At 72.1% G+C, this 21,002-nt stretch carries 32 protein-coding genes; 1 reads left to right on the forward strand and 31 read right to left on the reverse strand.

Annotated elements, in window-relative coordinates; genetic code table 11:
• Positions 1–40: 40 nt before the first annotated feature.
• The 24 genes from AC0B61_RS34690 to AC0B61_RS34805 all read right to left on the reverse strand — a co-directional run bounded on the left by AC0B61_RS34690 (position 41) and on the right by AC0B61_RS34805 (position 15,247).
• Positions 41–409 carry a hypothetical protein gene (locus tag AC0B61_RS34690; RefSeq protein WP_363577500.1) on the reverse strand — a complete coding sequence of 123 codons (369 nt, stop codon included), beginning with the start codon at positions 407–409 and terminating at the stop codon, positions 41–43.
• A gap of 72 nt (positions 410–481) precedes the next feature.
• Positions 482–1,072: a hypothetical protein gene (locus AC0B61_RS34695; RefSeq protein WP_471746129.1), complete on the reverse strand. Its 591-nt coding sequence runs from the start codon at positions 1,070–1,072 to the stop codon at positions 482–484.
• Positions 1,073–1,203: 131 nt separating this feature from the next.
• Positions 1,204–2,154, reverse strand: coding sequence for a hypothetical protein (locus AC0B61_RS34700; protein WP_471746131.1), 951 nt, complete (start codon positions 2,152–2,154; stop codon positions 1,204–1,206).
• A 184-nt stretch (positions 2,155–2,338) separates the two neighbouring features.
• Positions 2,339–2,710 carry a hypothetical protein gene (locus tag AC0B61_RS34705; RefSeq protein ID WP_471746132.1) on the reverse strand — a complete coding sequence of 124 codons (372 nt, stop codon included), beginning with the start codon at positions 2,708–2,710 and terminating at the stop codon, positions 2,339–2,341.
• An 84-nt stretch (positions 2,711–2,794) separates the two neighbouring features.
• Positions 2,795–3,472 carry a hypothetical protein gene (locus AC0B61_RS34710; protein ID WP_471746133.1) on the reverse strand — a complete coding sequence of 226 codons (678 nt, stop codon included), beginning with the start codon at positions 3,470–3,472 and terminating at the stop codon, positions 2,795–2,797.
• 73 nt (positions 3,473–3,545) lie between these two features.
• Positions 3,546–3,980: a hypothetical protein gene (locus AC0B61_RS34715; RefSeq protein WP_471746134.1), complete on the reverse strand. Its 435-nt coding sequence runs from the start codon at positions 3,978–3,980 to the stop codon at positions 3,546–3,548.
• Positions 3,981–4,110: 130 nt separating this feature from the next.
• The gene (locus AC0B61_RS34720; RefSeq protein WP_471746136.1) at positions 4,111–5,310 is read right to left on the reverse strand and encodes a hypothetical protein; all 1,200 of its coding nucleotides are present in this window, start codon (positions 5,308–5,310) and stop codon (positions 4,111–4,113) included.
• Positions 5,311–5,479: 169 nt separating this feature from the next.
• Positions 5,480–5,728, reverse strand: a complete 249-nt coding sequence (locus AC0B61_RS34725) for a hypothetical protein (protein ID WP_471746137.1) — start codon at positions 5,726–5,728, stop codon at positions 5,480–5,482.
• 67 nt (positions 5,729–5,795) lie between these two features.
• On the reverse strand, positions 5,796–6,326 hold the full coding sequence (locus AC0B61_RS34730) for a T-complex 10 C-terminal domain-containing protein (protein WP_471746139.1): 531 nt from the start codon (positions 6,324–6,326) through the stop codon (positions 5,796–5,798).
• 51 nt (positions 6,327–6,377) lie between these two features.
• Complete coding sequence (locus AC0B61_RS34735; protein WP_471746141.1) at positions 6,378–6,704, reverse strand: hypothetical protein; 327 nt, start codon at positions 6,702–6,704, stop codon at positions 6,378–6,380.
• Positions 6,705–6,880: 176 nt separating this feature from the next.
• Positions 6,881–7,399 carry a hypothetical protein gene (locus AC0B61_RS34740; RefSeq protein WP_471746143.1) on the reverse strand — a complete coding sequence of 173 codons (519 nt, stop codon included), beginning with the start codon at positions 7,397–7,399 and terminating at the stop codon, positions 6,881–6,883.
• 148 nt (positions 7,400–7,547) lie between these two features.
• On the reverse strand, positions 7,548–8,261 hold the full coding sequence (locus AC0B61_RS34745; RefSeq protein ID WP_471746145.1) for a hypothetical protein: 714 nt from the start codon (positions 8,259–8,261) through the stop codon (positions 7,548–7,550).
• A 105-nt stretch (positions 8,262–8,366) separates the two neighbouring features.
• Entirely contained in the window at positions 8,367–8,630 is a 264-nt protein-coding gene (locus AC0B61_RS34750; protein ID WP_471746147.1) for a hypothetical protein, read from the reverse strand.
• Between the two features lie 117 nt (positions 8,631–8,747).
• On the reverse strand, positions 8,748–9,548 hold the full coding sequence (locus tag AC0B61_RS34755; RefSeq protein WP_471746149.1) for a GP88 family protein: 801 nt from the start codon (positions 9,546–9,548) through the stop codon (positions 8,748–8,750).
• A gap of 108 nt (positions 9,549–9,656) precedes the next feature.
• Complete coding sequence (locus AC0B61_RS34760; protein ID WP_471746151.1) at positions 9,657–10,040, reverse strand: hypothetical protein; 384 nt, start codon at positions 10,038–10,040, stop codon at positions 9,657–9,659.
• A 197-nt stretch (positions 10,041–10,237) separates the two neighbouring features.
• Positions 10,238–10,438: a hypothetical protein gene (locus AC0B61_RS34765; protein ID WP_471746153.1), complete on the reverse strand. Its 201-nt coding sequence runs from the start codon at positions 10,436–10,438 to the stop codon at positions 10,238–10,240.
• A 32-nt stretch (positions 10,439–10,470) separates the two neighbouring features.
• Positions 10,471–11,067 carry a hypothetical protein gene (locus AC0B61_RS34770; RefSeq protein ID WP_471746155.1) on the reverse strand — a complete coding sequence of 199 codons (597 nt, stop codon included), beginning with the start codon at positions 11,065–11,067 and terminating at the stop codon, positions 10,471–10,473.
• A 66-nt stretch (positions 11,068–11,133) separates the two neighbouring features.
• Complete coding sequence (locus AC0B61_RS34775; RefSeq protein ID WP_471746157.1) at positions 11,134–11,718, reverse strand: hypothetical protein; 585 nt, start codon at positions 11,716–11,718, stop codon at positions 11,134–11,136.
• 153 nt (positions 11,719–11,871) lie between these two features.
• The gene (locus tag AC0B61_RS34780; RefSeq protein WP_471746158.1) at positions 11,872–12,192 is read right to left on the reverse strand and encodes a hypothetical protein; all 321 of its coding nucleotides are present in this window, start codon (positions 12,190–12,192) and stop codon (positions 11,872–11,874) included.
• A 148-nt stretch (positions 12,193–12,340) separates the two neighbouring features.
• Positions 12,341–12,937: a hypothetical protein gene (locus AC0B61_RS34785; RefSeq protein ID WP_471746160.1), complete on the reverse strand. Its 597-nt coding sequence runs from the start codon at positions 12,935–12,937 to the stop codon at positions 12,341–12,343.
• 110 nt (positions 12,938–13,047) lie between these two features.
• Complete coding sequence (locus AC0B61_RS34790; protein ID WP_471746162.1) at positions 13,048–13,668, reverse strand: hypothetical protein; 621 nt, start codon at positions 13,666–13,668, stop codon at positions 13,048–13,050.
• A 101-nt stretch (positions 13,669–13,769) separates the two neighbouring features.
• On the reverse strand, positions 13,770–14,021 hold the full coding sequence (locus tag AC0B61_RS34795; protein ID WP_363577462.1) for a hypothetical protein: 252 nt from the start codon (positions 14,019–14,021) through the stop codon (positions 13,770–13,772).
• Positions 14,022–14,364: 343 nt separating this feature from the next.
• Positions 14,365–14,679: a hypothetical protein gene (locus AC0B61_RS34800; RefSeq protein WP_471746164.1), complete on the reverse strand. Its 315-nt coding sequence runs from the start codon at positions 14,677–14,679 to the stop codon at positions 14,365–14,367.
• Between the two features lie 73 nt (positions 14,680–14,752).
• Positions 14,753–15,247, reverse strand: coding sequence for a hypothetical protein (locus AC0B61_RS34805; protein ID WP_471746166.1), 495 nt, complete (start codon positions 15,245–15,247; stop codon positions 14,753–14,755).
• Positions 15,248–15,627: 380 nt separating this feature from the next.
• Here AC0B61_RS34805 and AC0B61_RS34810 point away from each other — a divergent pair, with 380 nt between their 5' ends.
• Positions 15,628–15,822, forward strand: coding sequence for a hypothetical protein (locus AC0B61_RS34810; protein ID WP_471746168.1), 195 nt, complete (start codon positions 15,628–15,630; stop codon positions 15,820–15,822).
• A gap of 260 nt (positions 15,823–16,082) precedes the next feature.
• Here the strand turns inward: AC0B61_RS34810 and AC0B61_RS34815 are convergent, their stop codons facing one another.
• From AC0B61_RS34815 to AC0B61_RS34845, 7 genes are all read right to left on the reverse strand, one after another.
• Positions 16,083–16,289 (reverse strand): hypothetical protein, encoded by a 207-nt coding sequence (locus AC0B61_RS34815; RefSeq protein WP_471746170.1) that lies wholly within the window; start codon positions 16,287–16,289, stop codon positions 16,083–16,085.
• A gap of 151 nt (positions 16,290–16,440) precedes the next feature.
• Positions 16,441–17,070 (reverse strand): hypothetical protein, encoded by a 630-nt coding sequence (locus AC0B61_RS34820; RefSeq protein ID WP_471746172.1) that lies wholly within the window; start codon positions 17,068–17,070, stop codon positions 16,441–16,443.
• 84 nt (positions 17,071–17,154) lie between these two features.
• Complete coding sequence (locus tag AC0B61_RS34825; protein ID WP_471746174.1) at positions 17,155–17,637, reverse strand: hypothetical protein; 483 nt, start codon at positions 17,635–17,637, stop codon at positions 17,155–17,157.
• A 120-nt stretch (positions 17,638–17,757) separates the two neighbouring features.
• A complete protein-coding gene (locus tag AC0B61_RS34830) occupies positions 17,758–18,129 on the reverse strand; it encodes a hypothetical protein (RefSeq protein ID WP_471746176.1) in 372 nt (123 codons plus the stop codon).
• 233 nt (positions 18,130–18,362) lie between these two features.
• Positions 18,363–18,752: a hypothetical protein gene (locus tag AC0B61_RS34835; protein ID WP_471746178.1), complete on the reverse strand. Its 390-nt coding sequence runs from the start codon at positions 18,750–18,752 to the stop codon at positions 18,363–18,365.
• Between the two features lie 212 nt (positions 18,753–18,964).
• A complete protein-coding gene (locus AC0B61_RS34840) occupies positions 18,965–19,321 on the reverse strand; it encodes a hypothetical protein (protein WP_471746179.1) in 357 nt (118 codons plus the stop codon).
• Between the two features lie 76 nt (positions 19,322–19,397).
• Positions 19,398–19,679: a hypothetical protein gene (locus AC0B61_RS34845; protein WP_471746181.1), complete on the reverse strand. Its 282-nt coding sequence runs from the start codon at positions 19,677–19,679 to the stop codon at positions 19,398–19,400.
• Positions 19,680–21,002 lie beyond the last annotated feature (1,323 nt).

Genomic DNA, 21,002 nt, shown 5'->3' on the forward strand with positions numbered 1-21,002 from the left:
AGAAGCATACCACATGTCGATGCCGTCCGTGAGTGTGGATCTACCCGCCATGCGGCTCCTGGTGGTCCTGGGCCTCGTAGAACTCGATCCGCCACCCCATGATGCTGCGCCACTCCTCGTACGCCGCCTCGTGCTCGGACTCCTCCCTGTGGCCGGTGCCGACGAACCACCGGGCGAAGTTTGCCGCCATGCGCTCGGTGTGCCGGGGGCCGGCGAACTCGCGGGCGGCGCGTTCGGCGGCGACTCGTTCGGGGTGGGTGCAGGCAGGGCGCGGGCCGTTCAGCGGGCGCTCGATGCCGGCGCCGCACGAGCAGCATCCCGCGACCATCGGACCGGCCGGGGGAAGGGCGGCGATGTCGAACAGGGCGTCGGGCTGCGGGGCGTCGTGGTTTCCTGCGGTACGAGTCATGGTCGTCCTTCGTCTCGGGCTGGGCCGGTGTAGGTCGGGGCCGCATGGGCGTGGTGCGCTCCGGAGCGGCGGTCAGCAGGGCGGCAGCACGGTGAGCATCGGCTCGGCGTCGGGGTGCGCGTCACTGGGGCGTTGCAGGCCCGGCGCCGCCGACGTGAGGAGGCAGTCCGTGCCCACGAAGTGCCGACCGACGAAGCGCGACGCCCAGACCGTCTGGGGCATCCGGGAGAGCGCGGCGGCCCGGCGCACCGGGGCCAGCATGGCTTCGGTGAGCTCGTCCACCATCGGCGGCGCGACGTCGGCCGCGCGCCAGTCGCGCGGCTCGTCCACCGTTGCCGCTGCGCACGGATGGACGGGGTTGTTGCGGATGGCCGCTTCGGCCTCGCGCCGCTCCAGAGGTGCGCACACCTCACGGCCGCCGGGAACGGTACCGCTGGCGAACCACGGCTGATAGCGGTAGCCGCACCCGCGGTCCGTCCACACCAGGCGCAGTCGGCCGCAGCCGCGTACCGGTTCGCCGGTCAGCTCGACGATGAACTGGGGGCCCAGGTTGGTGAGGCCGGCGGGCTCCCAATCGACTTCGCCGAGCCAGCCGTACCGCCTCGCGTGGTTGATCAGGGCTACAACCGGCCAAGGGGTGCGCGGGCGGGCGAGCGGGGTCATTGGGGTCTCCTTGGATCAGGGTCGGGTGGCCGGCGGCGGCCGGGGGTGTCCCGGCCGCCGCCGCGTCAGGTGGAGCGGGGCACCCACGGCTTCTGGTGCAGGGCGCTCGATCCGGTGGGCTTCCGCGTCGGTCAGCGCACGCCGCTCACGGCGGGGAAGTGGCCGAGCGTGCAGAGCAAGCCGACCGCCCACTCCGTCGGGACGTCCCGCAGCGTGACGTTGACGGTGCTGGCGTCGTCGGCCATGGCGACCTCGCACCACACCCCGGCGCCCGTCACGTCGCCGTGCAGGTGGCGCGCGGCCTCCAGTGGCCGGGCCGGGTCCGGTGTCGCTGTCACCCCGGGGAGGCGCACACTGAGCCGCTCAGCCAGCTGGCGCCGCTGCTCCTGCTCACGTTCGTCCCGGGCGTTGAACGTGGTGATCGCGGCCAGGACGCGGTGGTAGCGCGGCAGAAGGCTGCGCTTGACCTCCCACGACAGTGTGCTCGCGGTGCGGCACGCCGCGACGGTGACCATCGGATCGTCCTGGGGTCCCCTCGGGCGGCGTGTGGCCGGGTAGTGGCCGACGGCCGAGATGCGCCGCCGTCCCCGGTGCTCGTGGGGGAAGACCCGCAGTGCGCGCCCGTCGGGGTGCCGGATGATCCGGCCCGGCGGGTTCGCGCTGTGCTCGCGGTCGACCTGCCAGCCGGGGCCTAGGGTGGCGGCCACGCGGTCGGCGGCCCGCCAGACCTCGGTGACGGTCCGGATGCTGCTCTCGACGGCGGCCAGCAGTTCGGCGAGCTCGCGGTTCCACGCGGCCATGTCCCGGACGTCGCCGATCGAGGGGGACTCGTACACCGTGATGTTGCGCTGCCACTCCTCGCCACTGCGGTGCACCGCAGCGAGCCCCGAGTACTCGGCCAGCGTCCCGTCCAACTCGGAGTTCACGTCCGCAATCCAGATCTGGCTGCCGTCGGGAAGGTCGATGTACACCCACTCGAGCACGCCGTGCCCGTCGGTGTCGTGATCGATGCCCCGCGCGTTGAGCGCCCCGATCAGGGACTCGCGAAGGCTGTCGTTGGCGCTGCAGGTCGCGGTGTGCACGCGGGACTCCTCGGGAAGGGAGCCCGCCCGGTTTGGTGCCGGGCGGGCATGGGTGGGATCGAGTGGCCGGAGGGGCGCCAACCCCTCGGACAGAAATAAATATACCACATTTCGTACCCTCTCGCGTGCTGTGTGGAGCGCGGACGGCCGGGGCACGGCACGGCTCCGCGCCCCGGCGGGGCTGCTACGTGCTGGCGGCGGCGAAGGCGTGGACGTGCGCGGTGTGCGCGTGCCGCTCGGCCTCCGCGGCCCACTTGGTGGCGTCGGCGGCGTAGTCGATGACGAACGCGGTGAGGACGAGCGGCGGCGCGGCGCGGTGGGCGGCGGCGGACTTGGCCCGGTCGGCGCACGACTGGGCCTGTTCGGCAGCGTGCCCGGCCGCGTCGGCCGCAACAGAGGACATCTCGGTGTGCACGCTGTCCGGGTCGGCCTGATGGGCGGCACGAGAGGCGTTACGTGCCTCCTCGGCGGCCCGGTGCGCCTGCATGGCGTACGCGGACGCGCGGGCGGCGGAATGGGCGGCGGGGTGACGGGCGGTGTCCTGGGCGTTGATCACGGCGGGTTCTCCTGATCGGGTCGGGGCTGGGTGTCCGGCGGGGCGGGGGATCAGCGGTGCCGCTGCTCCCTCGCAACGGCTGGGCTACCGGGGGGTGTTCAAGCGGGTGAACAGCTCGGCGGGGCTGTCGCCGGTAGCGGCAAGCTCGGATCGGCGGGCTCCCTTCCACATCCGCCACTTGTCGCCGCCCATCCCGGGCGACCACGTGAGGACGTAGGACCCTTCGGGGGTGGTGACGTCCCACCATCCCCGGGACGTCGGGGCGGCGGTCACACCGTCGGGAAGCTGCCCGGTCAGGTCGGGAACGGGCCCGTACATCCGATCGACGTACGAGAGGTAGGCCGGGGTGGGGACGATCGCCACCTTGGACACGTACGGAGCGGGGGTGCGCATGAGGGTCGACCACTCGGCGCGTGTCGCCTTCTCGGCGTCGGACATGACGGCCGCGGTCCACTGCGCGCCGGGGGCGTAGTCGAAGCCGTACCGGTCGAGGTGCCATCCGGCGGCGGTCAGCAGGCCCGGGGTCATCGCGCCGGCGGGGAGATCGCCGAGGAATATCCCGGCCGGGTCGTTCGGTCGACCGGCCGCGCCACGCTCGGTGAGGCGGGCGACGTAGGAGGAGCAGGCAGCGCCACCGGCGGTGAACAGGCGCAGCGTCGCGCCTTCCCCGGTGAGGGGGTAGCCGATGGTGATGGACGCGAGGGCGGGGCGGCTGGAGAGTTCGCCCCGGTGGGCGGCGCCGATACGGTCGGCACGGTTCATGAGGGTTCGTGCTCCTGTCGGGTGGGGTGCGGCGCGGCGGGTGCCGCGCCGCACGATGGCTTGCTGGCCTGGGTCAGCGGGCGCTGCGGCGACTGCGGGAGATTCGGGCCGTGACGACCTGCGTGATCGCGGTCGAACGGTCGATCAACAGGCGGTCGTGATAGTCGGTCAGGTCGACCGACGCGGTCGGAAGTTCGGGGTAGGCCTCCGTGTAGAAGGCGAACCACGCTTCGGCGGCGAGTCGCAGGGCCTGCCGGAAGCGGCTGAGCCGGAGGTCGATGCGGTGGCGCTCGGCGTCGGACAGGTCCCGGTCGACGTCGATGAACGACATGCCTGCGGGCCGGTCCATCGCGGCGACGGTACGGGCGGTGGACCACTGGGCGCGGGCGATAGCGGCCCGCTCAAGGGCGGTCCAGAATCCGCGCTCCGCCTCGGTGAGGGCGCGGCGGGCACCCTCGCGAAGCCATCCGTCGGCGGGCGGGATCGGGGCGAACAGGGACATGGACACGGGAGCCTCCTGGGCGGTTGGTCACGGGGCGGGATCGAGTGGCCGGGCGGGGCGCCAACCCCTCCCGACAGATAGAAGTATACCACATTTCGAGCTCGCATGGTGGCTCGCCCCCACCTGCAGGGCCGCGCTACGCCGCCGCCGACTCGGCGCGGCACTCCCCGCCGCTGTAGCGCAGCCACACGGCCCCGTCGGGCATCAGCGATGCCCACGGGCGCGCGTCGGTGGGGTGCCGCGGCCGGTAGGCCACGGCGTGCCCGGTCACCGACTCCACGATCCGCGCCCCTTCCTCGGCGGCCTGGCGCAGTGCGGCGGTGGGCCGACGGGATGCGCTCCGCTTGCGGGTCGCCGCCGGGACTCCGGCAGCCGGGTCGGGGCCCCCGCCGCGCGCGCCGGCGGAGGCCTGCGGTCGGGGCTCGACCGGATCACCGGCGGGCTCGACCTGGATCCGCGTCAGCTCGGTCTCGGCTGCACCCTCGTACTCCCCGTGGCGCTTCACCGTCCCGGCGATCCTCACCCGGGCGCCCCGCTTCGCGTGCTCCCTGGCCGACTTCGCCGCGGTGAGCGCCTTCACCGTCACCCCGCTGTCCGCCCCGTCGCCTTCGACGATCACTAGCAGCGTCGACCCCCACGCGCTCTCCACCCGCTTGGCGACGGTGACAACCCCGGTCACCTGCGCGCTCGCCCCCTCGGCGCCCAGGTGCCGGGAGGCCGCGGCCTTGGCCGCGCGGGCGGCGTCGGCGGCCATCGCCGCCCGTGCCTCCTCTTCCTGGCGTGTGGTCAACTCGCCGCCTACAGACACGATGGCGGCGAACTCGGCGGCCAGCGTCCCCTCGTCGCCACCCTCCAGCCACGACGCGAGGTCGGGCCGGTCGGCCAGCCATCCGGCCCGTACCGCGTCCGCCTGGGCTTGGGCGGCCTGGCGCTTCACCAGGGCGCGCGCCCCTGCCCGGCGCCGCGCATTCTCGCCCTGGAGCACCTTCTTCGCCGCCTCGTCCAGGCCCAGCGCGCGACCGGTGCGACCGGCCCCGCGGCAGGGGAAGCACTGGCCGCCCAGGACCCCCGCGAACTCCGGACGGAACCCGCTCGCATTGCGGCAGACCGTGCACAGGCGGGCCACCTTCCCGCCCACCAGGCTCACAAACTCGGTCGTGCGACCCGCCACCGTGACGGCCACGCAGCGCGCCGGCCCGGTCGCCTCCCGGCCCACCGGGCGGGCCGGGGCAGCGGTCACCGTGGCGGCCGTGGCGGGGACCAGATCAACCGTGGTGGTGAAAACCTCCCCGGTCGCCTCCGCGGTCGCCGTCGCGGTGAAACTCGTAGCGGACATGGGTCAACTCCTCTGTCGCTGCGCCCTATTGAGGGCTTGCGCGGTGTGCTCGGATCAAGTGGTCGGGCGGGGCGCCAACCCCTGCCGACAAAAGAAGCATACCACATTGCGATGCCGATTGGTGGCGTAAGGCTTCCCGGATCGGTGTTCGGCGTTGTCCGACGGCAGGTCAGACGCGCTTTCCGGCCTCCTCAATGTCGGCGGCGAGAGCGCGCAGAACGGCGGGGCTCGGCGGTTCGCCGGCCGCCGCCCGGTCGGCCAGGCGGCGAAGCTCGGCGCCGACCGTGGCGAGCATCGCCACCGGGGCGTCCGGCTGCGCGGCGGAGCGCAGGTTGATCCGCACCCGGGAGGTGCGGCCGGCCGGCGCCGGATCGGCCTGGGGAAGGTTCTTGCGGACACGCGACGCGGGATGGGACACGGAAGGCTCCTGTGCTCGGTCAGGGCTGAGGTGTTGCCCACCGGGTGGCGGGCACGGTGATCAAGGGTCACGGCAGGGTGATCGTCAACGACGTTCCCCCGCCACGCACGGTTAGTCCCCGCTTTCGGGCGACGGTGTGAGCGGCGCGGGCGACCTGGTCGCGCACGTGGTGCCACGGCTGGACTCCGGAGCGCTCGGCCTGGGCGCGCAGCGCTTCGGTGGCCTGCCACCAGGACAGGCTGACGAAGATACCGCCGACGTGGACGTCCACGCCGGAACCCTGCGCGCTCCACCGTCGGGCCAACGGCAGCCCGGCGTTGTTCAGTGCCACCCGCAGTTCGGCGCCCAGTTCCTCGGCGGCCCGCGTGCGGGCTTCGTTGGCGGCCATGATCTCCCGGGCCTGGGTCCGGCCGATCGGGCTGTAGTGCTCTCGGCTGCCGTTGGGGAACGTCACGGTGACCGACCCGTCCGCGTGCCGCTCGGCGGTGTTCGACGGGTGACCCGCGCGGGCCTCGACGCTTGAGCGGCGGGTCACTCCCTGGTGGCCCTGGTCGAGCGCGAACGCGAAAAGGCCGGCCTCGGCCTGAAGGATGCTCATGTCTTGTCCCAAGAAACTAGGGCGCGGCGCCCGTGGCGCCGCACAGGGCGGTCACGCGACGGCGGGGGCCTGGCCGAAGCACGCGGTGAGGATCTCGTCGGGCCACTCGGCATCGGCGCAGCGCCAGCAGTTCTCCCAGCCGATTGCGTGCGGGCAGCGCGGAGCGCGGTACGTGACGCGGACGGCGGCCGCGCCGTAGGTGTAGCGCGCGCATCGGATGTCGTCGGCGCCCTGGTGGTAGACGGTGAAAGACCCGTCGACGTTGTTGCCCACGCTCCGCACGGTTACCTCGTGCCAGGGGCCGTCCGTCCGCCGGATGCGATAGCGGTCTCCGATTCCGAGGGTGGACGGGGCCTGTGGGCCAAGGTCGGTGTTCATCTCAGTCTCCTCACTGGTCGGTGGACTTCTGTCCGGCGTCCGGATGCTGAGTCCGGTGCGTGAAACCGGGCGGCACGGCGCAGCCCCGGGCCGCTACGGGGCCTGCAGACGGGGGCGGTCGGCTGCTTCACGTGTCGTCGTAGGCCGGGGGGTGCGGTGCGCCCCCCGGGGGGATGTCAGCCGACCGGGGTCGCCTTGGCGACGCGCAGCCACCGGCTCACGTACGCGGGGGCGTCGGCGGGCCGCGTTCCCGGCCAGCGGCCACCGCTCGCGCCCTCCAGCTGCCAGGTGAGGCTCTCGGGTGCGGCGATCCGCAGCAGCCTGGTGCCCGTTCGGGTGGCAATGCGGACGGCGGCGACCGGCACGCCGAGCCGGGACCGGCCGAACCGCGCCGGGATTCCGGCGGCGGTCAGCGCGGCGACGACGTCGCGGGCCCCGTTGGCCTGCCGCTGCGCCGCGCCGTCGGCGGCCCAGTCCTGGGCCGGGGTGTCCACGGTGGCCTCGACGACGTGGGGGCCGCGCTGGCTGTTGTTGGCGAGTACGAGCCGGGTCGCACTGCGCCGGGGGCCGTCGGCCGGGCCGACCTGGACGGTGCGGACGGCGAGGATTCGGGCGGCGCGGACATAGGGGCCGGGGAAGGTGCTGGTGGCGCTGCCGTACGGGTCGGTGGGGCCGGTGTAGGTGGTCGTGGGCACGGGGGCCTCCTGGGCTTTCGGTGATCGAGTGGGCGGGTGGGCGCCAACCCCTTCCGACAGAAAGAAGCATACCACATTGAGATGCCCCCTTGGGGTGGGATTGCCACCCCAAGGGGCAACGCTTTGTGACGTCGGCCGGGCCGACGGGTCAGCCGGCGGGCGACTGGAAGGTCCAGCACCCCGCCCACGCGCGCTTCGGATCGTGCTCGGACTCGAACCGCCCGCACTGCGCGCACGACGGCCCCCACGTCTCGGGGGCGGGCACCGGCTCGCCGACGTAGACCGGGGCGGCGGACCACGGGAAGCCGCGCGGCGCGAACCGGATGGTGGCATCGGGCATCAGCAGGGCCCAGCCGTCGGGCCAGTCGATCGGGCCGGGGCGCGTCGCATCGGCCACCGCGCGGCGGACCCCGGCGGCCGACCACACCTGTGGGGCCCGGTCGTGGCCGGTGACCCGGTAGGCGTCGGCGGTCACCTGGCTCGCCGGATCCGTGATGATCACCCCCGACTCGGTGTCGGGCGTGAAGGTGACCACCGAATGGCGCCGTGACTGCCGGTAGTGGGTCGTGCCGTCCTCCTGCACGCTGGCCTCGCTGCACGGCAGGTGCGTGAGGCAGCTGCCCAGAAACCGGCGCACCTCGTCCCCGGTGCCGGCTGCGCCCCAGCCGAGCCCCCGGGAGCTGTATCCGCCGTCGCCCGTGGCGATCGTCTCGGCGTACCTCGCGGCCATGGGCAGGTCGCTCAGCAGGCGGTGCGTCTCCGGCATGGGTGTGCCCTTCTGCCATCCGATGGGCCCGAAGGCTGTGAGGCGCGCACCGGGGAGGGGGTGGTTGGGCTGGGGGGCGGTCTGCTGCGGGTTCATCGTGGTGCCTCCTGTGTGTGGAATCGGTCGGCGCGCGAGTGCGCCCCGACCGGCTGCGTGCGGTACGGACCGCCGGGCGCCCGGCGGTCCGCGAATGATGCGGGCTTACGGCTGACAGTCCGCGCAGTTGCAGTTCGGGTTCTCGGTGTGGAAGGCGCGCGTCCAGCCCTTCGCGGCCTCGATGCCGGGCTCGATGTGCTCGAACTCGCTGTGGATGGCCCCGTCACCCATCCAGACGGTCCACTCCAGTACGCCGCCCGAATGCGTGTGGACGTCGACGGCGAGATGTCCGATGTGCCAGCGCCACACGGCGTCGTTGGCGCCGAGCGTCAGGTGCGGAGGGGTGGTGATCGCGTCGGTGGGGTTCATCGTCGGCTCGCCTTCTGGGGTGGTGGGATCGAGTGGACGGAGGGGCGCCAACCCCTTCCGACAGAAATAAGTCTACCACATTGCGATGCCGACTTTCGACGGGATTCGCCCCCTGTCTCATGCGGAGTTGTCCGCCGTGCGGAGGGCGGTCCGGCGGGCCATCCGGTCGCGCTGGAGCTGACCGAACGAGCGGTCGCCCTGGCGCTTGAGCAGCCTGGGAATCCGGTTCGCGGCCATTCCGACCCTGACCGTGTCGGGATCGACGGCCAGCCGGTCATCCTCGGCCTGGTCGCGGTACCCGGCGGCTTCCAGCGCCTCCGTGGTCGGAAAGACGTCGGCGTGCCGCTGGCGCGCGAGGTCAATCAGGTGGTCCTCCTTTCCGCCGAGGCTCGGCGTGTACTCGAAGTTGGCCGGCTTGTCGGGGTCCACGATGCGCCGCATCCGGTCTACGGCCTTCGTGTAGGCGTAGAACGTCGTGCGCGGCGCGGAGCGGCAGATGCGCATCCACGCGGCGGCGTAGGCGTCGCTGTGGAAGTCGCCGGCGTCGTGGATGCGCACGACCGCGCCGACGAACTTCGGCTTCCTGAGCTCAGCGATCATCCACTGTTCCCACTCCCGCGGGGTCTCCTCCACCATCTGCAGGTTGAGCAAGTGGGCCCTGCTGACCCCGGGGAACCGGAGGTAGGAGCTTTGCGGGTCGCGGGCGTAGCAGAGCCTCGCGCACACGCCGGCCTCCGGGCATGTGACGACCTTTCGGCCGCTCGGAAGGGTGGCCTCCAGTGCCGGGGTGGTCCAGAGATAGGTCTTCCGGCCCTCGCGGTTGAGATCGCCGTTGTTGTCGGTCAGTAGATTCTTGCGAAGCTTGGTGGGGGGTGCGTCGAACAGGCCGGGTCCGGGGTCGGAGGCGCGGGAGGGCATGGCGGGGCTCCTGGGCGTGGCGGTCGATGGGGCCCCCGGGGCGACCCGGGGGCGAGCGAGGTGCGTGCCGTGCCCGCGCGGAGACGGGCACGGCGTCGGAGGGGCTGGTCAGGCCCGGGTGCGGCAGATGTGGCGGGACTTCTCGTCCGCGAGCTGTTCGGCCAACTCCTCGCCGTAGCGCGCCGCAAGGGCGTACCGCTCGTTCTTCGCCTCGCGCGGCGACATGGCGGCCCGCGCGCTCCCGAGGATCGCGCGGGCCATGTTGAGCTGCTCGTCCGTCAGTACCAGGGGGCTGGTCCCGCGCAGCTGCTGGCGCACGGCCTTGAAGTCCGCGCCCTCCAGCGGGTCCTCTTCGCCCTCGGGTGCGTCGCTGGCCAGGCTGGTCACGTACGCGAAGGCCTGGGTCAGCACGGACCGCAGCGTCACGCCCCGGAGGGAGGGGGCGGTGCGCATGGCATCGGCTTCGATGATGTGGATGATCACGGGAGTCACGTCCTGAGGGTCTTGGGATCGAGTGGCCGGGAGGGGCGCCAACCCCTCCCGACAGAAAGAAGCATACCACATTTCATGGCCGTCTGGGCGTGCGAGGCGGCCCGGTCCGGCGCTGCTCCGGGCGTGGCGGGCAGGTGCCCGGCCGGCGGCCGCCCGGAGGTGGTCCGCCCCGGGCCGGCCGCCGCCTCAACTGGGCGTCAGGGCTGATACTCCGCAGTCTCCCGCCACGCGGCTACCACGAACTCAACCGCCTCCTCCTGCCGTTCGGACAGGATGCCGTCAGGGTCCAGCCGCTGCGCCCCGTGCCGGTCCCACAGTTCGGCAAGCGTCACCAGCGCTACCTCGATGTCGGGCCGCTCGACCTGGTCCGCGACCGGGTACCCATCCATACCGGGCATGTGCCGTTCCTCCTTCTTGGATCGGGGGTGTCCTACCGGCGGGCCGGGTTCGGGGCGGCCGTCCGCCGACGCGCCGCGCGCGCCTCCTCGGCCTCGGCCTGCTGCGCCTCGCTGAGCAGCTTCACCCGCCCCGAGTAGCGCACCTGGTAGCAGTCCTGGAAGCTGTCCGACCCGTCCCGCTGGTACGCGTCGTGGATCTCCTCCAGGACCTGGAGCAACGCCATCGCCTCGCGGCCGTACGGCGCGCCGGCCGCGCGCTCGCCGTACAGGAACCGGTCGGTCAGACCGGAGACGTCCACCAGGATCCCGTAACCCGGCTCGATCCGGACCGAGATGCGAAGCGCGGCGGGGATGATCCCCCGGGCCTTGGCCTGCTTGTAGTCGGCCCGGATGCGGGCGGCCACCTGCGAATGCCGCTCGCCGTCGCTGCGCCGGAACTTGGGGCCGTAGACGGTGCGGTGCACGCTCGCCCCGCCGGCGTCGACCTCGCCGCGGCGACTGCGCCACCGGGCGTCGACGTACAGGGTCCGGTACCGGCCGGCGCCGGGGATGGGTGCGATGGTCTGCAAGCGGTAGCCGGCGGGCGCGGCGCCGCGCGCCATGGTGCGGGCCTGGTCGAACGACAGCATGGGGGAGTCCTTCCGGGGATTGGTTCGTAGGGCCGGGAGGGCGGCGGGCCCTCCCGGCCTGGGTGGTCAGCCGCGGCGCGCCTCGAACGGCGACATGGGCGGGGTGTACGGCTCAGGGCCGGTGGACGTCGTCGACCCGTCCTCGTGGACGGTGATGACGGTGCGCTGCGGACCGCGCTCCACCCGTGCCCGGCGGCGCACCTCCTCCGCCCACGCCTCATCGGTCGCCCGGTAGGCCACGGCGGCCTCCTCGGCGGCCGCCGCCCCCGCACGGTGAGCCTGGGTCAGGAGGTCGCGCAACACGGCCAGGCGCTGGGTGTCCGGGCTGCTCACCCCGGCCTCGTCGACGGTGCGCAGGATCGACGTCCACGCGCACGTGAGGTCGGACACCTGGGCATCCGGAGCGGCGGCCTCGCGGCCGTAGCCGTTGAGCGTGGGGCGGTAGTCGGCGCGCTCGGCGTCACTGAGGGCCTTGCGGCCCGCCCGGACCACCTTGGCGGCCAGCGCGCGGGCCTCGGCGAGCTCGTCCGCGCTCATCCAGGCGGCCGGGTCGCCGGACACGCGCTGCCACGCGTGGCAGCTGGTCCGCTCGGCGTGCCCGGCGTCGGCCTGCCACTGCTCACGCGACGGCCAGGTGATGGTGCGGGTCATGAAAGCCTCCAGGGGCCGGGCTCCCCAGTGGGGAGCGGGATCGAGTGGCCGGGAGGGGCGCCAACCCCTCCCGGTGAAAAGCGTCACCGGGTGTGATTCCTGCTGGCGCCGCCGTCGCGCGCGGTAGGGCACCGGCGCGACGGCGGCGGAGTGTTAGGACTGCGGAAGGTGTCCCAAGATCCGCGCGATGTCCTCGGGGTCGAGATTGCCGAAGGGCAGTTCGACCGCCTCCCAGTCCTCCCCGACCGCGCAGACGGTCAGGCTCCTGGGGGCGCTGTCACGCAGGGACCTGGAGTACGGGCCGATCTCGAACTCAAGCCGAACCCGGACGGGCTGGCGCGTTCCGCCCTGGAGCTTGCCGGTCATCAGCCGCAGGAATTCCCTGTCGCCCGCCTGGTCGAGCGGACAGGATTCCCCGCGCTTGCACGCTTCGCACGGGCAGCCGATCCAGTGGAGCGAGTAGATCTCGGACATGGCATCTCCTTGGGTCTGGTCGAGTGGCCGGGAGGGGCGCCAACCCCTCCCGACACAAAGAAGCATACCACATTTCAACGCCATCCGTGTTCGCATGGAGCCTCCGGGCAGTGCTGGCGACCGGATGGCAGACGGGGCGGGGCTGGCCCTACCGGTCCGCCACGATCTCGACGGGCATGGGGAGGCCGTAGTGGTTCGCCAGTGCCTCGATGCACCGATGGGCGGAGTTGTCGCCCATCCAGACCTCGGTTCCCTCGTGGTCGGCGATCCGGTAGGCCGCACTGGCGTGCGTCGACGTCAGGCGCATCAAGCCGCCAATGCCTTCCCATCCCTCGAAGCTGACCGCGCGAAGGAAGTCCTCCACCGGGCCGGTTCGGCGTACGAACGCCCGCGTCTGAGGCTCGGTCGGGAGTGGAACGCGCACGTAGGTCTGGGAGGTGCCGGGGTTCATGATTTCCATGCCGTGCGCACGCAGGTGCTCGCGGTCGGCCCTGATCAGCGCGTCCCACGCGTCCCGGGCCTGGCCCGCCCGGCTCGGGCGCAGGTGGTGGCCGGCCATGATGCGCTGGACCGCTACGCCTTGGTCCCACGGGGCGGCGTGCCAGCCTTCAGCCATGTCGTGGGCGGGCGGCGGGGAGAGCTCGGCCATGACGGCGATCACGGCGCGCACGTCCCACGTGGGCGCCCCGGGGGCCGGCTGGAACGGGATGTCGGCGCGCTGGCCAACCTTGGTGACGTCGTGCACGGTCTGTCTCCTTCGGTGCTCTGGATCGGGTGGCCGGTAGGGGCGCCAACCCCTTCCGACAAAAAGAACGATACCACATGTCGATGCCATTGGCGCTGGGTGTCCCGTCGTCACCGGGCCGGCCGCGGGATGACCTGGAGGGGGAGCGGTAGGCCGTACTGGTCGGCCAGCAGCGCGACGGCTCGGCCTCCGCCGATCACCCGCTGCGGGCAGACGCCACCGAGATGGTTCGTGACCTCGAACAGGCCGCGCTCCGGGCGGCCGGGAATCGGGAAATAGCGCAGGGTTCCGCCGATCCCGGGCCACTGCGGGAACTCGACGCGGCTCGTTAGGGCTGACGGTGCACCGATGCGGCGCACGGTCGCCGTGCACTGTGGCTCCGCGGGGAGGGGCACCCGTACGACCGTGCGGACGTCGTCGGCGCGCAGGATCTCCAGGCCGCTCGCGCTGAGGTGCTCGCGGTCGGTCCTGATCCACGCGTCCCACTCCCGCTGGTCCGGCCCCGGCTCGGTGGGGCGTGAGCCGTGCCCCCGGAGGATCCGTCCCACCGCCACGGCATCGCGGTGGCGGGCCACCCGCCACCCGTCGGTGCCCTCCTGGGCCGGCGGCGGGTACAGCCTGGCCATGACGCCGGCCACGGCGCGCACGTCCCACGTGGGCGCCCCGGGGAACGGCCGGAAGGCTTCGACGGCGACGGCGCGGTCGGCGGCGGACGGTGCGGACAGCTGCATGGTGGGTCTCCTCGGCATCGGGGCCGGGCGGGGCCTTCCCCCGTCCGGCGGTGCGGCCGCCCTGGTCCCGGGGGTGGGCCCCCGGGACCAGGGCGGAGCTATCAGATGAGAGCGCGCAGCGCGATCGACTCGACCGCGACTCCGTGGACGATCGCGAGCATCCGGGGGGTGTCCTCGGGCGTCGAGTAGTCAGCGCCGACCCGCACCTTGCGCGCCCGGACCTGGGTCGACCCGTCGACGGTGTAGGTGGCGAGCAGGGTGAACAGGCTGCCCGCGGCGATCGCATCTGCGTGCCGCGCCCGCGCCCGCTCGAAGATGGCCGAGCTGTCGGTGGTGGTGTGGGCCGTCGTCATGACTCATCCCTCGGGTTCGATGGCTGCATCGAGTGGTCGGGTGGGGCGCCAACCCCTCCCGACAGAAAGAAGTATACCACATTTCATGTCTGAATTGTGGTGCTCCGGGTCTTCCGGCTGTGACTGGACATCGAACCTTGCGAATGGACGCCGAATCCTGCGCGCCAGGGCGTGCGACCTGGGGCCTTGCGTCCCGGCCGGGTTCGTCAGAAGCTCCGCCTCGCAGGATTCGGTGTCCGGCGGCTCGTAAACAGCTGTGTCCGGAAGCGCCGTGACGTGCAGGTTTCGGGTGCCGGGCTCGCAAACTGTGCTGTCCGGTCACACCGGCGGATCCGACCTGCGGTCAGGACAGTTCGGGGGAGTCGAACAGGGCGGCTGGCCCGCCCGGGATGAACAGCACCGGCTGCGTCGCGGTCTCGCTCCCGAACTGGTGGGGCTGCGCCTGTGCCCACGTCGCCGGGATGTCCGGGCGGCTGGCGGCGGCGTGCTGCGCCGGCCTCCGGTACGTCTCCAGGATCATGGACAGCTCGGCGTCGGCCTGCGCCCCGGCGGGGCCCACCTGCCCGCGGTGCGCCGCGGGCCCAGGGGCGTTCTCCATTGCGAACAGCGCGTCGGGCGAATCGGATGCGGCGGGCCTGGCAGTGCGGCGGCGGCTCATGGTCGGACTCCTGTCGTGCGGTCGCGGTCGGGGTGGCCCGGGCGGGGCGAGTTCTCCCCGCCCGGGCGGTGCGTCAGAACCAGTTGGCGGGCGCGGGGGTGGCGAGGGCGTCGAAGCGGGCGCGTTCCTGCGCGGTCGCCCGCCGCCAGCGGCGGACCTTGTCCGCGAGCGGCATGTACACGGACCCCTCGACCGACTCCGTCACCCCGTCCCAACTCTCGTAGGAAAGTCCCGGGTTGTAGCGGCTCCCGGTGCCGCTGATCCGCACCGTCGCCACGCCGACGTGCGGCACGTCCCACGACACGTAGTCACCCGCGCCCCACCCGCACAGCGTCTCGCGCTCGGCCTCCAGCTCCTCCGCCCGCTTGCCCTGGAGCGCGCGGAACCCGGCCGCCAGCCGCACCAGGGCCTCGGTGCGCTGCGCCTCGTCGAGGGGGCACGGGGTGCTCGGGCGGTCCTCGGGGTCGAGCAGCTTGCAGAAGCAGATCTCGCTCACGTCGGCCATGTCGATGTGGATGGCGTCGCCGTCCTGGCGGCTGCCGACGACCGGGATGATCAGGTGGTCCATTGGCTTGTTCCTCCGGTTCGGATCGAGTGGCCGGGAGGGGCGCCAACCCCTCCCGACAAAAGAAGTATACCACATTTCCGTGCCGCAATGCGTCTGGTTTCCCCTCCTCTGCCTCGGCGGCGGCCGCAGTCGGCTACCCCGCACCCGCCAGTGCCCGCCGCGCCGGCGCTGCGCCCGGACCGAACGCCCGGGCCCGCAGCTGCTCCCACTCCTGGCACTTCACCGACTCGGCGTCGACGACCGGAACCGGCGTCCGGGCACACCGCTCCCACGTCGACCGCGACAGCTCGCCCCCGCATCCACCCGGGCACAACACGCGGAAGTCGGCCAGCGGCCCCGGCTGCGACCGCTCGAACACCTCCCCCTGCCGGTCGAACCCGATGCGCAGCCAGCCGCCCGACCGGACGGTGTACACGACGCACCGGCACCGCTCGCAGTCAGCCGACTGCGCGAACCGAACGCCCGTAAGCGTCACCGTCGACCCCTCCCGCGTCACCTCCGGCATGGGCGACGGCAGCGCCCCCACCTCCGCCCACGACTGGCCCACCTGCGCCCCCCACACCAGCGGCGGGTAGCCGGCCCCGGGCAGGGTAGGGAGTCCACTCCCGGGGCACTGGCCGTAGTGCGCGACGGCATACGGGAAGTCGTGAGCCTCGGCGACCCCATCCGCGCCCACCCCGGTGGGCATGTAGCAACGGCGGCAACGGACATCCATGACGAACCTCTTCCTCGCTCGGGCCGCGCTGCGGCCTGAGGTTCGGGGCGGCGGCCGGGCCCGATGGCCACGCCCGGCCGTGGCCAGCTGCGCCGCGCGGGCGGCGCAGCTGGCGGGCGGTCAGCCGACCAGGTCGGGGGCGTCCTTACGCGTCCGGTCGAGCATCCGCCACGCGGCGGCCCGCGCCCGGAGGTCAAGGCGCTCGTTCATCCGCTGGCGCGACTCCCGGGCCGCGAGGAACGACTTCTGCGCGGCCCGGTCGCCTGCGGCGGCGCGGGCGAGAAGACGAACGAGGGGGTCCGTGTCGGTCACCTGCTGCGTGCTCATGTCCCTGCTCCCTGGTGTTCGGATCGAGTGGCCGGGAGGGGCGCCAACCCCTCCCGACAAAAGAAGCATACCACATTTCAATGCCGCATGCTCCCGTGCTGCGCCCCGCATCCCGGCCGGCTTGGGGGCGCCGGAGCTGCCCCAGCCGTGGTCAGTCGACGAGCGGCATGACGGACTCATGGCGGACGTGGCGCAGCATCTCCAAACTGGGGAAGTCGGGGTACAGCTCGTAGCCCCCGCAGAACTCCAGGCAACCGCACTCCTCCGCGCGGAACACCCCGCCCCTGAGCCTCTCGACCGAACCGTTGTAGCGCACGAGCGTCCCGTCCGCGCACCGGCCCCGCCGCGTCGGCTCCGGGGCCTGGTCGACCACTGCCGGGGCGGGGTCGACCGGCAGTGGGAACCCGTGCTCCTGTCGCGCGTTGACGACCTGCGCGACGGCGTGGCGCAGCCGGGCCTGCCGTCCACCGGCCATGAAGTCGCCGGCCTGGGGGTGGTACCACTCGATGTGGACCCGCGTGCCGTGCCTCTGGAACAGCAAGCCGATGGTTCCGGCCGCGGAGTGGCTGACCTTCCAGCCGCGGACGGTAAGGCGGTGCGTCTCCTGGTCGACTCCCTCCGTGCTAAGGGTGTCGGTCAGCCACTGCCAGTCGGTCAGTTCGGCCTCGGTCATCGGGTCGAGCGTCACGGTGACATCGCCCCGTGACGTGATCGTCAGGTTGCCCGCGCGGTCCCGCTTGCTGGCACAGACGTTCCGGATGGTGACGGTGCTGGACTTCACTGCTGGTACCTCTCGGTTGCTCTGGGATGTGGGTCCGTCGGCCGGGCCGGTCCGCGCGGGGCTCCCGCGCGGACCGGCGGCACCTCAGTAGCTCTCCTCCTCGCTGGTCGCGAATGCTCCCACCGTCTCCCCCCGCTTGATGACGTGCTGGAAGCAGCGCACCGCCGCTCGCCGACCGCGCACACCGGCCCGTCGGTAGTACATGCCGTCCCAGCCGCACCGCCCCGACCCGACCACCTCGTAGGTGCCGTTCCTGGCCGCGTACAGGCTCCACCGGAGACCGGCCTCGACCTCGGCCACGAATCCCGTGGGCCAGAGGTCGCCCAGCTCGCGCTCCGGCGCGAACGCGCCCGCCGCGTGCTGCGCCCGGCGGATGCCGTCGCGCCGGTTCGGCACCTTGGCCCATTCCGCGTTGGTGGACCGGCCGTGCCGCGTGCGGTCGAAGGACTCCCACCCGCCGTCGAATCGGGTGACCAGGGTTTCGGTTCCGGCCGGGCGCTGGAGGCCTCGGGGGGCCTTGCGGCCGGCGGCGCGGGACGCGGAGCGGATCTTCATGTTCTTGATCATCGGGTTCTCCGTCTGGCTGGTGGTGGATCGAGTGGCCGGGTGGGGCACCAACCCCTCCCGACAGAAATAACTATACCACGTTACGATGCCGCTTGGAGTCACACCCCAAAGTCGCGCTGCCTACCGGCCGCCACCCGGAATGATCAACACCGGCTCGGCTGCGGCGTACGACTCGCACTCGTCGCCGACCCCCTCCGCGTCCGGCGCGCTGAGTACAACGGCAAGGGGACCGTGCGGGGTCGGGTATCCCTCGCAGCACCTGCAGCCGGGCTTGTACGGGCGCGGGACGGCCCTGAACGGCTGCTGATAGCCCATCCGCCACAAAGGCCGGCTGACGGCCGTCCTGGTCGCCGGGGCGTAGCCGATCACAAGGTCACCGGCCGCAACCTCGCTCGCTCGCGCGACCCGCACCGCCGCCGGTTCGCCCACCGGCCGCCCGCGCTCCGGGACGGTCACGACCACCGGGAAGAACTCGACCTGCTCTCCTGGCATGGATGCCTCTCCTTGTGCTGCTGGGCGGGCTGCGCGTGGGGCGCAGCGCTCTTGATCTGGGGGCGGGGCCTGCGGCCTGGGCGGCGGCCCTGACGGGCCGCCCGGTGCGCCCCCGGCGGTTGAGTCGCGGCCACCGGGGGCGGCCCGCTGAACACTGCTGTTCCTCTCATGGGCTGGACGGTTGGACCGTGGGGCCCGGGTGGGGCGGCGTCTCCGCCCCACCCGGGTGCCGGTCAGGCGGCGAGCATCAGGCGGCGGGCCTCGCGGTTCTTCTCGCTGCGCGGGTTGTAGGCGGTCAGCAGCTCGACGACCTTGGCGCGGGAGTAGCGGCGGACGGTCTTGACCACGCGGCCCCGGCCCCCCATGGTCTGGCGGGTGCGGCCCTTCTCGGTGTGCTTGATGTTCTTCCGCTTGGCGATCTTGCGCAGGGTCTCGGTGACGCTCTCGGCGGTCTTCCGGTCGACCCCGGCGGCCAGGGCGTGGGTGTTGAGCGAGCGGGCGCGGCGGTGGCAGGACTTGGCGAGCTTGGCCGCGTCCAGCGGTCGGCGGCTCGCGGCGGTGGCGCGGCTCTCCGCCGAGCGGGTGCGCAGGATCTGACGGGCGGTGCGGGCGCTGGCCTTCATGGGAGGTTCCTCTCGGTTGGTCTTGCTGGATCGAGTGGCCGGGTGGGGCGCCAACCCCTCCCGACAAAAAGAACTATACCACATCTCGATGCCCTCGGTGGAGTGTGGTGCGAGTCACATCGAGGCTCTTTCGATGCGCGCGGACTGACAGGCCGGCCTTTGCCGGGGCCCTGTGGCGGGGGCGGGCGCACTGACCGCCCCCGCCATGGCGGCTACCGTCGGCGGGCCGCGCTGACCGCGTTGAACGCCTTGTGCGTCGCCTTCACGGCCTCGGCAAGGTCCCCCATAGCTGCGCTCTCCATCGCGCTGGAGAGGCACCTGACCGCGTCGCGCGTCCGGAACTTGCGGACGTCGTAGCTCCCGGTCGCCACCCGTCCGAGCACATCACCTGCAACCCTGTTGAACTCGGCAACGGCGGCCCGCACATCCTCCGGGCGCTCGGACACCACCTCGCCGAAAGGAATTCCAATCCGTCCGGACGCTCCGCGCTGCACGGTGTCAAGGGCCTTGATAACGGCACGGGCGGTGCCCGGAAAGAGGAATCGGAATTCGGCGGCGGCGTCGGTCATTTGCTCTTCTCCTGGATTTCGAAATGGTGGGATCGAGTAGCCGGGCGGCGGGCCACCGCCGCCCGGCCTGGTAGTGCTACGCGGCCAACTCGTGCGCGGGGGTGGCCGGGAGGGCGAACAGCTCCGGCTGGGTGAAGTCCTGGGGCGGGGCGAGCTTGGCGACCGCCGCCGTAACGGTGGTGGTGCGGACCGACATCGGGAGGAGGGATGCGATCCCGCGCGGGTCGTGGGTCTCGCGCCACATGGCGTACAGAACGAGGTCGCGCTTGCGGCGGGCGTCGGCCAGCGCGGCGCGGGCGGACTGGAAATCTGCCTCGGCGTTGGACGCCTCGATCAGAAGCTCGGGAGCGATCTCCACGGGACACCTCCGGGTAGTGAATGGATCGAGTGGCCGGGTGGGGCGCCAACCCCTTCCGACAGAAAGAACACTACCACATCGTGATGCCGCTTGTCCGGCACCTCGGGTTCGGTATGGGGTTCGGCACGCGGGTCGGCTCGGGCTTCGGTTCATGGTTCGGTTCGTGGGTCGATACAGCAACCGGCCCCAAGGTTGAGAACGGGTGATAGTCCAAGGTCAGGAGGGGTGCGGGGCCGTTCTCACCACCCCGACTTACCTGTCTGTGCCCCCTGCTGCTTGTGGTGGTGGTTGGTGTGGTGGGGGTGGGGTTGGGGGCGTTGGTTGGTGTGTGGCCGGTCGCTGCGCTGTGCTTTTTTCTCTGCGTCCGCCTGGTGGCGGCCGCGTGGGTGTGGTGGGGGGGTTGGGGCGTGGGTGGGTCTTGGTGGGGCTGTGGGTGGGGTTCTGAGGGTGTGTGGGGTGGTGCTGGGTGGTTGTGGTGGTGGGTCTGGTTGTGGTGCTGCTGTGGGTGGTCGTCGTCTTGGTCCTGCGCGGTGGTGGTGGTCGCGGTGCTGGTGGTGTGGCTTGGTCGGTGGTGGTTGGTGGGTCTCGGCTTGGGTTGTTGGTCGGGGTTGTCGTGGTGGTCCTGGTCGTGGTTGTCGGTGGTGGCCGGGTTCGGGGGCTGGAGGTTGTCGTCCTGGCGGGGGGTGGGTGGCCGACCACGGGTCGGCCGGCTTGGGGGTGGTGGTTGGTCCGGACAGAGGGTGGTGGGTGGTGGGTGTGGGGTGGTTTTTCTGGGGTGTTTTCGGGTGGTGTTGTTCGGGGTGTTTTTCCGGGGGTGGTTCCGAATTCCTGGGGTGTGTTTGTGCGGGTGTTTCCGGTTGGCGGGGTGGGTTTTTGACGGTGGGTTTGGGGGTGTTGTTGTCGGCGGTGTTGTTCGGCCCGGAGGGCCGGTGGGTGGGGGAGGGGTGGGCCGGAGGCCCGGGGTTTGGTCTGGTCCTCTCGGTCTGGACCACTTGCTCCCTGCACTGGTCTAGTCCCATGAGGTCTATACCACTTAAAACTGACGTCTCATCAGTATTACTTGACGCTGAGTCAGTCTTGCGCCACACCCCCGCCGAGTCCGGCCACCCGCTACACTGAACCCATGAACACAACCCAGCGCGGAGCGCCCACCCCACAAGCCTCTGACCAGCACAAACACAACCCGCACCCCACCACACACCCACTCCAACACCCCGCACCCCGGAGGGGTGCTCCGCGCTCCTCAGCTCCGCTGCGGAGCAGCGGAGCAACGAACCGCCGCGTAGCGGCGGCGCGGCGCGGCTCCGGAGGAGACCGGCGCGC

The sequence above is a fragment of the Kitasatospora sp. NPDC023385 genome (assembly GCF_055664045.1).